Below are 12,905 nucleotides of genomic sequence, written 5' to 3' on the forward strand. Positions count from 1 at the left end.
TGTGTATAAAAGGTCTTTGTCACTATATTTTATCGCTGCAGAGAATCGGCATAATCGCCATCTGTATTGAACTGGTTAGCTGTTATTGACCAGTAATATGCTTCATTCTCGCGGTGAATACTTAGGAAAGAAACTTTGACTCAATCAGTCCTCGATACCGATGGCCAAGTGCCGTTTTCAACCCTAAAGCTCAAAACTGAGTTACTCGACAACTTAACCACTATGGGTTACGAGTCGATGACACCGATTCAGGCGCAGAGCTTACCTGCAATCCTTAATGGGGAAGATGTCATTGGCCAAGGAAAAACCGGATCGGGCAAAACGGCTGCTTTTGGTTTGGGTCTGCTGCATAAATTAGACGTTAAGCGTTTCCGTATTCAATCTTTAGTCTTGTGTCCAACACGCGAGCTAGCTGATCAAGTGGCTAAAGAGATCCGCACTCTAGCGCGCGGTATCCATAATATTAAAGTGCTTACCCTTTGCGGTGGAGTACCAATGGGGCCGCAAATCGGTTCGCTTGAGCACGGCGCACATATCATTGTGGGTACGCCTGGACGTATTATTGATCATTTAGATCGCGGTCGTTTAGATCTAGAAAACGTCAATACATTAGTTTTAGATGAAGCTGACCGTATGCTGGAAATGGGTTTTCAAGTTGAACTTGAAGGCATTATGGAGCAGATGCCTATTGAGCGTCAGACACTATTATTTAGCGCAACATTCCCAGAGCAAATAAAATCGATTGCCGATCAGATCATGTTTAAGCCCGTGATGGTTAAAGTGGCATCGACCCATGCTGGTAATACGATTGAACAGCACTTCTATGAAGTGGGTAATAATAATGACCGCATGCGAGCATTGAAGTTACTGTTATTGCAACATCGACCTGAAAGCGCTGTAGTATTTTGTAACACCAAGCGTGAAACCAAAGATGTGGCGGCACAACTTAAAAACGATGGTTTTAGCGTAGTGGCGTTGCATGGCGATCTTGAACAAAGAGACAGAGATCAAACCTTGCTGCAGTTCGCCAACAAGAGTGTGTCGATTATGGTGGCAACAGATGTTGCAGCACGAGGACTCGATATTGATGCGTTGGACGCAGTAATTAATTACCACATAGCCTTCGATACCGAAGTTCATATTCACCGCATTGGTCGTACTGGCCGCGCGGGAAGTAAAGGGGCTGCACATACGTTTTATAGCGATGAAGATGGCTACAAAGTGGCGCTGCTTGAAGATTATCTTGAGCGAGATATTGTCAGCGAAGGGCTACCATCAGAGAATTTACTCGACACTTTCCCAACGCAACCAAGCATGATTACCCTACAAATCGATGGCGGTAAAAAACAGAAGTTGCGTCCCGGCGACATTCTAGGTGCGCTCACCGGTGATGACGGCATTGAAGGTAGTGAAGTCGGCAAAATTAAAATTACCGATTACCGCTCGTATGTGGCTGTTAATCGTAAAGTTGCTAAGCGCGCACTACACAAAATAGTCAATGGCAAATTGAAAGGGCGTTCGTATCGCGCCTGGGAAATGCGTTAACGACTAAATAATTTTGTGGGCAAGCCGATAAAAAATCCAGAGTTAATCTGGATTTTTTATAGCTGTTTAAAAAGGTGATAATACACTAATGCTGTTTATCACAACTATTGAGTTTAAGGTTTAAAGTAGGATTCTTAGTGGCAATTTCAGTCGCGGGTGGCGTAAAGCCCGGAAAAATCGTTGAGCTAGAACATAGGTTGCAACACTTGCTAATTGTAGGCAAAAGCAAGCCTACAGCTATGGCTGGCGAAATCGATGCAGAGCTTGAAGATAGCGCTAATAAACTAGAAATTGAACGAGAGGCTATTAGAGCGCGAATCGACAAGCAAAACCGCGCTCAAGCGTTATATAAAGCGGTGTCGACCCAACTTATCACTAGCGTAAACCAAACCATTGAGCATCAGTTAGCATCCACCGAATTAGTGCTTGAACATTCAAGCCTTGATGACAAACAGGTTTTACTGTTGGAGATGCTCTATTGCAAACAGGTCGACCTGGTGAAAATACGGCCGTTGGTGATGGCATTGCCTTGGTTGCAACGCGATCTAATTAATATGATCAACAGTCCGACCTTTAGACATCGTCGTCCAAAGTCTTCTGAAATCCAAGTCACGGATATTAAGTTGGTACTCAATTATATTGGAATTGAAAATCTACAGGCGTTGATCCCCTATTTTTGCCTACGTAACCTTATGCCCACTGGTCAACCTCAGTTGCTGTGGGTCACTCGTAAGTTATGGCGCTATAGCATTATCAGCGCGATAGCAGCGCAAGCTTTGGTTGCGTTGCACGGTAAAGATCGCGCATTCTTCTATAGCTGCAGTTTGATGAATCAACTGGGTAACTCTTGTGTTATTAGCAATTGTGCCAAGCTATTTGATAGTACTTGGGGGACTTGGCTCAGAGAGGCAAGTGCCAGTCGTGATAAAGCACTTTACGATGCGGTGATGGCAACTGAGTTTCCTGCATTGGATGTCTATCAACAGGCGTTGAAGCACAGTGGCTTATTAAACTGGCAGTTGTTGGAGCAGCTTGATTTTGAACAAAGCCGTCTAACACAGACTTTTAAGTCGGTTAATACCAGTTTGAAATATGCAGACTTAAACGATGATGCTAAGTTGTTAGAGAGAGCTAACTGTTTTGCCAAAGTTTACCTGTTACAAGAGTCTGGAAATATTACTGCCGCAGAGCGACGGGTGATGTATGACTATTATGAGCTTTCTGAGCAAGAGTTGATCCGGTTGAATGCGCAAAATTACCGTAAACTGTCGTTGATCTAGTGTTAAATAAATAAGGTGATAACATTATCAAAAAGCATATCGGTACACCTTATCATTTCTAAAGCTGAACCTATAGATAGACGTCCATACATCCGCCAATTGTCGCCAAAAAATAGTATACAATTTTTAATAAAAAAGACTAATTTGGTTAGTTAATCATGCACTGGCTAAAAAAGTGACGAATTAATGCTTTCTAGCGCGTTAATGGCCAGATAGGACTTGCTAATTATTCAATAAGTTTGAATATTTAGCGTTTCATCGCTCTAGATAACTTTTTTATGACTAAATATGCTTAAACCCACGCCATATCTGCGTTGATAATTCAGTTCTGCAAATCTTTATGCACTATTAGGGCTGAACAGCTCTTAGAAGGTTGTGAAAAACTGGTATTTTGATCACATTTTCGCTAATAATGTCCTCCTAGCAAAACAAACAACCGCGATGTCACCTACATAAGATAAAGGCATCAAGCGGAAAACGACTGCATATAAAGTGGTCGCAAATTAGAAAGGATGAGAAAGAATGAGCGTTAACACTAATCTTACACGTGCCCAATTTGACGAAGTTATGGTGCCTAACTATGCGCCTTCAGCTGTAATCCCTGTTCGTGGCGAAGGTAGCCGAGTTTGGGATCAAGAAGGTAAAGAGTTTATCGACTTCGCTGGTGGTATTGCGGTTAATTGTTTAGGTCATTGTCATCCAGCTTTAGTTGGTGCGCTAAAAGAGCAGGGCGAAAAGCTTTGGCACCTATCTAACGTTATGACTAACGAGCCAGCGCTTGAATTAGCGACCAAGCTTGTTGAAGCAACATTTGCTGACCGTGTTTACTTTGCCAACTCTGGCGCAGAAGCAAACGAAGCAGCGCTTAAGCTAGTACGTCGTTACGCGATGGATAAGTTTGGTGCTGAGAAAGATCAAATCATCGCATTTGATAAAGCATTCCATGGTCGTACCTTCTTCACCGTAAGTGTTGGTGGTCAAGCGGCATACTCAGACGGTTTCGGTCCAAAGCCACAAAGCATTACTCACGTACCATTCAATGATATTGCGGCACTTGAAGCAGTATTTTCTGACAAAACTTGTGCTGTAATGATGGAGCCACTTCAAGGTGAAGGCGGCATTATCGATGCCGATCCTGAATTCCTAAAAGCGGTACGTGCACTTTGTGATAAGCACAATGCGCTGCTGGTATTTGATGAAGTTCAAACCGGTGTTGGTCGTCTTGGTGAGCTTTATGCTTACATGCGCGGCGATGTGGTACCTGACGTACTGACTACAGCTAAAGCACTTGGCGGTGGATTCCCAATCGCAGCTATGCTGACAACTAAAGAGATAGCAGATCATCTTAAGATTGGTACTCACGGTTCGACATACGGTGGTAACCCACTAGCATGTGCAATTGGTAATGCAGTACTTGACGTAGTTAACACTCCTGAAGTGTTAGATGGCGTTAAAAAGCGTGAGCAGTTGCTACGTGACGGTCTAAACAAGATCAATGATAAGTATGACGTATTCACTGAAGTACGTGGTCAAGGTCTATTACTTGGCGCAGTCGTTAATGAGAAGTACCAAGGACGCGCTAAAGAGTTCTTAGTAGCCGGTATCCAAGAGGGCGTTATGAGCTTGGTAGCGGGTGCAAACGTGGTACGTTTCACTCCTTCTCTGGTTATTCCAGAAGCAGACATCGCGGAAGGCCTAGCGCGTTTCGAGCGAGCAGTCGCTAAAGTAGTCGCAGCCTAATTGGCAAACGAGGCGCTAGATCATTCTAGCGCTTCTTTTTTGTCTTTAGGATACTTGTTGCTTAGCTCTTAACATTGGCTTATTAAGCGCTGTAGAGCTAATAGCAAGTGATAGTGAGGAGACTCCTAGATGTTAGTTATACGTCCAATTCGATCCACGGATTTTGACGCGCTATATCAAATAGCAGAAGAGTCAGGACATGGATTCACATCTTTACCTGTAAACGAAGAGCTTCTTAGAAGCAAAATTGCGCGAGTAGAAGCATCGTTTACCAAACAGGTTGATAAGCCTTTTGACGAAGGCTATTTAATGGTACTCGAAGATACAGTAACCGGTGAGGTTGTCGGTACTTGTGGTATTGAAGCTGCAGTGGGTATGGAAGACGCTTTCTACCATTACCGCCTCGGTACTGAAGTTTATCATTCAGAGCAGATTGATGTGCGCAATGAGGTCGAGACTTTGACTTTGTGCCACGACTACACAGGTGCTGCTGAGCTGTGTACTTTATTCTTGCGTGGAAGCTATCGCAAAAACAACAATGGTCGCATGTTATCACGTAGCCGATTTTTGTTTTTAGCTCAGCATGCTGCACGTTTCGGTGAAACCGTGATTGCTGAAATGCGTGGCGAGAGTGACGATGATGGCAATTCGCCTTTTTATGACTGGCTGCAAAAGCACTTCTTAGGCATTGATTTTATTGAAGCAGATTACCTTTCAGGCTTAGGGAAAAAGGCATTTATGGCTGAAATGATGCCAAAGAATGCTGTCTATGTTTGTCTGCTACCAGAAGCAGCACAAAAAGTGATTGGTGAAGTACATGCCAATACTCGACCTGCACTTAACTTATTGCAAGCTGAAGGCTTTAGATGCCGCGGCTACGTCGATATCTTCGATGGCGGGCCGACTGTAGAGTGCAACCTAAATGATATTCGTTCGGTACGCGAAAGCCGACTGCTTACAGTATCTATTGGTGATACTCCAGCGGCGGCAACTAGCTTTATCGTTTCAAATACTCAACTTGAAAATTACCGCGCTACAGCTGCAGAGCTAGCTGTATCAGAAGACAACGACAACGTGATTTTAGATGCTGAAACTGCTGCAGGCCTTATGGTTGCAGACGGTGAGCAGATCCGTGTCTTGGCAATGTAGGATTAAAAAATGACACAATTTATTGAAGGTAAATGGACTGCTGGTTTAGGTCATGAAGTGACATCAATTAACCCAGCTAACCAAGAAGTGATTTGGAACAGCAAAACAGCGACGCCAGAGCAGGTCAATACTGCTGTAGATGCTGCGCGTAACGCCCAGTTTGATTGGTTTATGCTTGGCTTTGAAGCGCGTTTAGCCATTGTTGAAGCGTACCGTGACCAACTTGAAGCAAACAAAGCTGAAATGGCGGAAGTGATTGCACAAGAAACCGGTAAGCCGCAGTGGGAAACAGCTACTGAAGCTGGCGCGATGATTGGCAAAATTGGTTTGTCTGTCGCGGCTTTTCATAAGCGTACCGGCACCTCTGAAAATGACACTCCAGCCGGCCGTGCTGTATTGCGCCATAAGCCACATGGCGTGGTTGCTGTATTTGGTCCTTACAACTTCCCTGGTCATTTACCAAATGGCCATATTGTACCTGCGTTGTTAGCGGGTAACACCGTGGTATTTAAGCCATCAGAGCTCACGCCAAAAGTGGCCGAGTTGATGCTTAAACTGTGGGATAAAGCAGGTTTGCCAGCGGGTGTGATTAACCTTGTTCAAGGTGAAGTTGAAACCGGTAAGGCATTAGCATCTCATCCACAAATCGATGGCCTATTCTTCACGGGGAGCTCTCGCACTGGTCATATCCTGCATCAGCAATATGCTGGCGACCCAGGTAAAATTTTAGCGCTAGAGATGGGCGGTAATAACCCGCTGATCATTAAAGGTGTTGAAGATACTAAAGCTGCCGTGCATGACATTATCCAGTCTGCTTATATTTCATCAGGCCAGCGTTGTACTTGTGCTCGTCGCTTATATGTTGAGAAAGGCGCAGCCGGGGATGAACTGCTTGAGCAACTAGCAACGGCAGTTAACAACATTCAAGTGGGCGCGTGGAACGCACAGCCTCAACCATTTATGGGATCTATGATTTCAGAAACTGCCGCCAAAGGTATGGTTGAAGCACAACGTAACTTAGTCAACCTAGGCGCTACCTCAATGGTTGAGTTAACGCACCTAGAAGCGGGAACAGGTCTTGTATCTCCAGGTCTTATTGATGTCACTGATGTGATTGAACTGCCTGATGAAGAGTACTTTGGCCCACTACTTCAAGTAGTTCGTTACAGTGATTTTGACGAAGCAATCAGACTGGCTAACGCGACACGTTATGGTCTATCTGCAGGCATACTGGCCGATAGTCGTGAAGACTATGATTACTTCTTAGCGCGTATTCGCGCTGGTATTGTCAACTGGAATAAACAGATAACAGGCGCATCAGGTGCAGCACCATTTGGTGGTGTCGGGGCATCGGGTAACCATAGAGCAAGCGCATTTTATGCCGCTGACTACTGTGCCTACCCAGTCGCTTCAGTAGAAGCTGACGCAGTCAGCTTACCTGCAAAACTAAGCCCAGGTCTGAGTATTTAGTTTTACGGTTAAAGCAAAAGGGAAGTGCTCGGGGCACTTCCCTTTTGTTTATATCAACAGCTTTTATGAACCATTAAAGCCGTTGAGCAAGTATCAACACTGTTGATGCAATGCAAATCTAGCAAGTACTAGCGGCTTCACCTACCAACCTAGGTGGGGCTGCTAAATCCCTCAAATGTGTACAGCCGCGTGACATAAACAAACAATAAGCACGCTGGCGTAAAGGAGTTAACGATGCACACTAATGTAAACGCGTTATTTGAAGCACTTTGGCAAGATTATATTGAGATGACCCCATCAGCCGCTAAAGTCCATCAGTTACTTTCAAAGGGCGAAACGATCATCAATGATCATATTGCACTGCGAACGTTTAATATCAGCAAGGTTAACCTTGATGTACTCGCTGCACATTTTGAATCTATCGGCTATGTTGCTTGCGGTGACTATAAATTTGAAGCTAAGAAGCTTAACGCTAAGCATTTTGAGCATCCTGACAGCACTCAACCAAAAGTATTTATCTCTGAGTTGTTGGTAGAAGAGTTCAGCGATGAGCTTCAGACAACGATTAAAGGCTTGATTGAGCAGGTTGATGAAACTGCAACAACAGCTGATAACTTCCTTTACTCTGGCCGTCACTGGGATCTAGATGCTAAGACCTATGAGTCGTTATTAGCTGAAAGTGAGTATGCTGCTTGGGTAGCGGCTTTGGGTTATCGAGCCAACCACTTTACGGTTTCAATTAATCACCTACCTAATTTCGGCACTATTTTTGAAGTTAATGATGCACTTAAAGAGGCAGGCTTTGTACTCAATGCCGTTGGTGGCGAAGTTAAGGGCAGCCCTGAAGTATTGCTAGAACAATCTTCAACAATGGCGGACAAGATCAATGTTAGCTTCTCAGACGCTGTGGTTGAGATCCCTAGCTGTTTTTATGAATTTGCCATCCGCTATCCTAAAGCCGACGGAGAGCTTTACACAGGCTTTGTGGCAGCGTCTGCGGACAAGATTTTTGAAAGTACTAACGTAAACTAAACAGCCCGTTAGTTGCTTAGAACGATACAAACAAAAAAGCCGGAATCATTCCGGCTTTTTTGTGGCTGAACCTTTTTGCTAATCACTAAAATCGAGTGTGACTTTCAGGCCTGGTAGGGTTTGACTGTGTTCGAACCGCAAGCCAATCTTGTATTGCTCGGCTATGTCTTTGACAATCGATAGGCCTAGCCCATGCCCCATGGTTGCTTCGTCTAAACGTTTACCACGGTGAGTGAGCTGTGCCAGCTCTTCTGTCTTAACCCCTGGGCCATCATCCTCAATCGTCAGTAGTAGCTGCTGATTGTGATTGCTAATGCAGATTCTGATCTCACTGTCAGCCCATTTAAAGGCATTGTCTAGCAAGTTACCGAGTAGTTCCATGCCGTCTTCACGGTGCATAGGTAAGCGGCTTATATCAGCAGGAATATTAAAACGGCAATTAATGCTTTTAGTACGATGAACCTTTTTGAGGGTTTGTGTCAGATCTTCAATATCTTTCGGTAACTGCATTTGAGCCGCAGGTAACATATCACCGGTAATTCGAGCGGCAGCAAGTTTTCTTTCTATCATTTTATGTACTAAGTCGAGTTGCTTTTGTAACGCCTCTGCGGCTTGAGGCTCTTTCAAACCTAATGCTTCAACCTGCTGTTGCATTACCGCCAATGGTGTTTTTAAACCATGGCTTAGATTGCCAAGATTATTACGACTGCGCTCAATCTGTTTGCTCGAATATTGTAAAAGTTCATTGTAGTTTGAGGCTAACGGTTGCAGTTCGAGTGGAATAGTATCTAAATCAAATGATGATATTTCGCCTTCGCGCAATCTCGCTAAGGTATCTTTCATTTGGTTTACTGGTTTAAAGGACTGACGTAGGACGAGGAAAATCCCCATTATCATGGTCATCAACATCACCAGGTTGACGATGAGTTTAGTGCCATAGATCTCTGAAAAAACCTTACGGCCAATACTTAAGTCCTGCGCAACGGTAAGCGTTGCATTAATCCCAGACGCTTCCGATTCTAATCCAATGGATAATAATTGAATGTCATGGTTTTGTGGGCCTTTGGTCTGCCAGGCGCGGGTTTCGCCTTTTTCTAAATCAACCACTTCTAAGCGTTGATCCCACAATGAGCGTGATCTTAGTTCCTGTTCGGGAAGATCTAACTGGTAATAGCGGCCTGAGTACACGGGGTTATAGAAATTGGAAAGTTGGCTTTGATCTATTCTAAAAGTACTGTCTTCAATATGAGTTGCAAGTAGGACTTGTTGTAGATCTTCCTGCAATCTTGCGATAATTGAGTCATGAAAAGCTTGGCGTAACATCGACTCGAAAAAGATAATTGCCACAATCGTGGCGATAACGACTAAGCCTGTTAACCACAGGCTTAGTTTGCTACGGATTGAGATCATTGAACGATGCCGTGAAAAATATACCCTTGGCCGCGGCGAGTTTCTATCGCAGTCTTACCTAGCTTTTTACGCAGATGGGTAACATATACTTCAACAACGTTACTCTCTTTCTCATCGTCAAACTGGTATAGCTTATCCGTTAACTGGGCTTTGGAAAGCAGCTTTTTAGGCGACATTAAGAATATCTTTAGTAGCCTAAACTCCATTGCCGTCAGTTCAAAGGTATTATCGGCAACGGTTACAGACTGTTGGCTTTCATCTAGCGCAACACCTGCATAAGTTAGTTGCTTATTAGGTGTATTTGCTTTGCCGTGAGCACGTTGGATTAAGGCTTGAATCCTCACCAATAGCTCTTGAGTATGAAATGGTTTACCTAAATAGTCATCAGCACCAGAATTAAAACCTTCTACCTTTTCATGCCACTGGCTACGCGCTGTTAGCATGATAACAGGCGTATGTATGCCTCGCTCACGCCAGCGTTCAAGTAGCTCAAGACCATTACCATCAGGCAGACCAATATCTAGAATGACACAATCGTAATTAGTCTCCTTTATCAGATAATCAGCTTCGCTAATCTTATCTGTAGTATCAGTGACGTAACCGGCTTGTTTTAACTGTTTTTGCAGTTCTTCAACAAGTAGAGTGTTATCTTCAACAAGGAGTAATTTCATAAAGTTTGCTCTCAGTGGTGCCTGTAGAGTGTTTAACGTTTTGGCTTCGACAGGAGTGTTAACTCAAAAGTATGTGAACAGTGTAAAGGGATCTGATTTATAAGCCAATACTACAATGGTTTTGCAATGCAACTACTAGGTAACTCAGCTGGTGTTATCAATTGGCCATTGCTGGCATTTAGCGTCAAGTTAACAATTTGGCTTGCTTGAGTGCGGATCTGTAGTTCATAGCGTAATTTACCATTTTGTTGATATAAATGGGCGTCAATGAGTTTACCGTGACAGATAGCCTGAACACCTGCAAGTGTGACATCTAGAGATAAAATCTTACCGCCTTTCACCAGTTGCTGCGCTTGATAGTGCTGCACTTCTTCAATCTGATTAGCGAATGCCGAGGTTGAGAGTTTTAGAAAGCAAACTAAAACGCTTAAATAAATGACAGCTTTCAAGCGATACTCCTAAAAAAATGGCCTGAGATAACTCTCAGGCCACTTTATAGAAGCTGTCTTAAACCGAGCTTAATACTGTATTAGCGAGTACCGTATACTACGATAGTCTTGCCATGAGCTTGGATAAGGTTTTGTTCTTCAAGCATTTTCAAGATACGACCTACAGTCTCACGAGAACAACCTACAATTTGACCGATCTCTTGACGAGTGATCTTAATCTGCATGCCGTCTGGGTGAGTCATTGCATCTGGCTGCTTAGCAAGATGAAGCAATGTTTGTGCAATGCGACCTGCCACATCTAAGAAGGCTAAATCACCCACTTTTTGGCTAGTGCTGTGAAGACGGTAAGCCATCTGCGAAGAAAGCTTCATCAAAATTTCAGGATTAACCTGAATCAGCTGCTTGAACTTCTTGTATGAAATTTCCGCAATTTCACAAGCTTGCTTAGCACGAACCCAAGCTGTACGTTCTGCTTGCTCTTCGAACAAACCTAACTCACCGATAAAGTCACCTTGGTTTAGGTAAGAGAGAATCATCTCTTTGCCTTCTTCGTCTTTAATCAAGACTGCAACCGAGCCCTTTACGATGTAGTAAAGTGTATCTGAATCTTCACCAGCGTGGATCAAAGTGCTTTTGGCTGGGTACTTATGAATATGACAGTGTGATAAAAACCATTCCAAAGTAGGATCTGGTTTTGGCTTTCCAATCAGAGCCATGCCTATGTTCCTCGACTGATTTACGTTAAGAGTAAGAATATGCTAATTAAGCATCTTACGTCAATTAAGCAGATGAAACCTTGATGGAAGTCTTACTTTAGACTTTATGCATGAAGGTGACTTGCTATCAAAATAGTCTTTTATTTTGATACATTAGTAATATATGTCAACTCATTACGACTTTTCAGGCAATAGTATCCTTAACTCTGCAAGCGATATCACATCCTGTTTGGTATATTTCTGGCAGTCAATGAGTGGTAGATAGTGGATGTAGTTGATCACAGTATTTTTTGAACCTCATCAATAAAAATGATTCTCATTACTGACCAAGGGTCTTTATTCTCGACATTTGTGGCAAATTCTGGCTAACTGCCAGTAAGCACATTTCGGCAGCGACCATTAGTAATGTTTTGCTGGTTTGATATAAAAGGAGCTCTAGTGAAGTTTAGACCTTGGATTTTAAATACTGTGGTGGTCTTTTTTATAACGGCGAGCGCAACGGTTCATGCTTTTTCGATCCCCCAGCCTAAAGGTGCTGAAGAGGCCAGCAAAGTCGCGCATATCCAGTTAAAAGCCGCCCAAGGTGATTTTGACGCACAATACTTGCTTGGGCTTATGTATCTCTCTGGTCGCTATGTCGAGCAAGACCAAGGTTCTGGCATGGAGTGGATTACGAGTGCAGCACAACAAGGCCATGCTAAGGCGCAGCAAACCGTTGCTGACTTGGCGTTTGAAGGCAGCATTGTATCTAGAGACCTATCGACCGCAAAGCAATGGTACACAGCGCTGAGTAAGCAGGGCAATAAGTGGGCCGACTTTAGATTAGGCTTTATTTATGCTTCAGGCGGTGAAGGGGTAGAGCGTAATTGTGGTAAAGCTGTAGAGCAGTTTAAATTAGTGGGCGATGAAGTCTCACTAGGTAATGTTGCATGGATTTTAGCGACCTGCCCAGAAGCTAAATACCGCGATGGTGATCAGGCACTAGCACTTTCGTTATCTTTGCTTGAGGCCAATGAAAAAGATCCGACCAACTTAGATAATCTTGCCGCTGCATATGCTGAGATTGGTGACTTTGACGCTGCGATTACGACTCAACAAAGAGCTATAGATGCATTAGCCGTAACATCTGACAAAAGCAAGGCGGGCGAGTTTATGCAGCGACTTGAAATTTATCAGAACTATGAGCCATACAGAGAAGTGGTTCCGCTAGTCGGCAAGTAAAACCAGTCGACACGATATAGCGCTCATTTGTTGGGCGCTTTTTTGTAGTTGGAATTCAGTAGAGGCCTCTTTGAATAGGCGTTAGCACGCGTAAGTATTGCAAGACAGTAGAAGAGTATTAGCTAAAAATATAGCTCCATAATGTGGCCGTTTAATCAAACGAGTAGCATGGATGTGGGAATTTACTTTTTAAGATGAACTTTGAGATTAGAGATTAGAGAT

The 12,905-nt window shown here is 43.6% G+C and carries 11 protein-coding genes; 7 read left to right on the forward strand and 4 right to left on the reverse strand.

Annotated features, from left to right (window positions below):
- The first annotated feature begins 168 nt into the window (after nucleotides 1-168).
- The 6 genes from dbpA to AB4238_RS11570 all read left to right on the forward strand — a co-directional run bounded on the left by dbpA (nucleotide 169) and on the right by AB4238_RS11570 (nucleotide 8,216).
- Nucleotides 169-1,545, forward strand: coding sequence for an ATP-dependent RNA helicase DbpA (dbpA, locus tag AB4238_RS11545; RefSeq protein ID WP_372033590.1), 1,377 nt, complete (start codon nucleotides 169-171; stop codon nucleotides 1,543-1,545).
- A gap of 137 nt (nucleotides 1,546-1,682) precedes the next feature.
- Nucleotides 1,683-2,825, forward strand: coding sequence for an HDOD domain-containing protein (locus AB4238_RS11550; RefSeq protein WP_372033582.1), 1,143 nt, complete (start codon nucleotides 1,683-1,685; stop codon nucleotides 2,823-2,825).
- 522 nt (nucleotides 2,826-3,347) lie between these two features.
- Nucleotides 3,348-4,565: an aspartate aminotransferase family protein gene (locus AB4238_RS11555; RefSeq protein WP_220736581.1), complete on the forward strand. Its 1,218-nt coding sequence runs from the start codon at nucleotides 3,348-3,350 to the stop codon at nucleotides 4,563-4,565.
- 129 nt (nucleotides 4,566-4,694) lie between these two features.
- Entirely contained in the window at nucleotides 4,695-5,714 is a 1,020-nt protein-coding gene (gene astA, locus AB4238_RS11560; protein ID WP_372033583.1) for an arginine N-succinyltransferase, read from the forward strand.
- A 9-nt stretch (nucleotides 5,715-5,723) separates the two neighbouring features.
- Nucleotides 5,724-7,184, forward strand: a complete 1,461-nt coding sequence (gene astD / locus AB4238_RS11565) for a succinylglutamate-semialdehyde dehydrogenase (protein ID WP_372033584.1) — start codon at nucleotides 5,724-5,726, stop codon at nucleotides 7,182-7,184.
- 234 nt (nucleotides 7,185-7,418) lie between these two features.
- Complete coding sequence (locus tag AB4238_RS11570) at nucleotides 7,419-8,216, forward strand: DUF1338 domain-containing protein (protein WP_372033585.1); 798 nt, start codon at nucleotides 7,419-7,421, stop codon at nucleotides 8,214-8,216.
- 78 nt (nucleotides 8,217-8,294) lie between these two features.
- On the opposite strand, the gene AB4238_RS11575 is transcribed toward AB4238_RS11570, so the two are convergent.
- The 4 genes from AB4238_RS11575 to crp form a co-directional block, all read right to left on the reverse strand.
- Nucleotides 8,295-9,626 carry an ATP-binding protein gene (locus AB4238_RS11575; RefSeq protein WP_372033586.1) on the reverse strand — a complete coding sequence of 444 codons (1,332 nt, stop codon included), beginning with the start codon at nucleotides 9,624-9,626 and terminating at the stop codon, nucleotides 8,295-8,297.
- Entirely contained in the window at nucleotides 9,623-10,297 is a 675-nt protein-coding gene (locus tag AB4238_RS11580) for a response regulator transcription factor (protein ID WP_372033587.1), read from the reverse strand. The genes AB4238_RS11575 and AB4238_RS11580 overlap by 4 nt, the downstream gene beginning before the upstream one ends.
- 110 nt (nucleotides 10,298-10,407) lie before the next feature.
- Nucleotides 10,408-10,746 carry a PepSY domain-containing protein gene (locus tag AB4238_RS11585; RefSeq protein ID WP_372033588.1) on the reverse strand — a complete coding sequence of 113 codons (339 nt, stop codon included), beginning with the start codon at nucleotides 10,744-10,746 and terminating at the stop codon, nucleotides 10,408-10,410.
- 80 nt (nucleotides 10,747-10,826) lie between these two features.
- Complete coding sequence (gene crp, locus AB4238_RS11590; protein WP_012156707.1) at nucleotides 10,827-11,462, reverse strand: cAMP-activated global transcriptional regulator CRP; 636 nt, start codon at nucleotides 11,460-11,462, stop codon at nucleotides 10,827-10,829.
- Nucleotides 11,463-11,900: 438 nt separating this feature from the next.
- On the opposite strand from crp, the gene AB4238_RS11595 reads away from it, so the two are divergent.
- The gene (locus AB4238_RS11595; RefSeq protein WP_372033589.1) at nucleotides 11,901-12,683 is read left to right on the forward strand and encodes a tetratricopeptide repeat protein; all 783 of its coding nucleotides are present in this window, start codon (nucleotides 11,901-11,903) and stop codon (nucleotides 12,681-12,683) included.
- Nucleotides 12,684-12,905 lie beyond the last annotated feature (222 nt).

It is taken from the genome of Shewanella sp. 10N.286.45.A1 (assembly GCF_041470405.1).
In the GTDB taxonomy this organism is placed as follows: domain Bacteria; phylum Pseudomonadota; class Gammaproteobacteria; order Enterobacterales; family Shewanellaceae; genus Shewanella.

What these genes read in the sequence shown, in the direction of transcription:
- crp (WP_012156707.1), bottom strand. Translation starts at nt 11,462, where the DNA reads ATGGCTCTGATTGGAAAGCCAAAACCAGATCCTACTTTGGAATGGTTT.
- astA (WP_372033583.1), top strand. Translation starts at nt 4,695, where the DNA reads ATGTTAGTTATACGTCCAATTCGATCCACGGATTTTGACGCGCTATAT.
- AB4238_RS11570 (WP_372033585.1), top strand. Translation starts at nt 7,419, where the DNA reads ATGCACACTAATGTAAACGCGTTATTTGAAGCACTTTGGCAAGATTAT.
- AB4238_RS11580 (WP_372033587.1), bottom strand. Translation starts at nt 10,297, where the DNA reads ATGAAATTACTCCTTGTTGAAGATAACACTCTACTTGTTGAAGAACTG.
- AB4238_RS11555 (WP_220736581.1), top strand. Translation starts at nt 3,348, where the DNA reads ATGAGCGTTAACACTAATCTTACACGTGCCCAATTTGACGAAGTTATG.
- astD (WP_372033584.1), top strand. Translation starts at nt 5,724, where the DNA reads ATGACACAATTTATTGAAGGTAAATGGACTGCTGGTTTAGGTCATGAA.
- AB4238_RS11575 (WP_372033586.1), bottom strand. Translation starts at nt 9,626, where the DNA reads ATGATCTCAATCCGTAGCAAACTAAGCCTGTGGTTAACAGGCTTAGTC.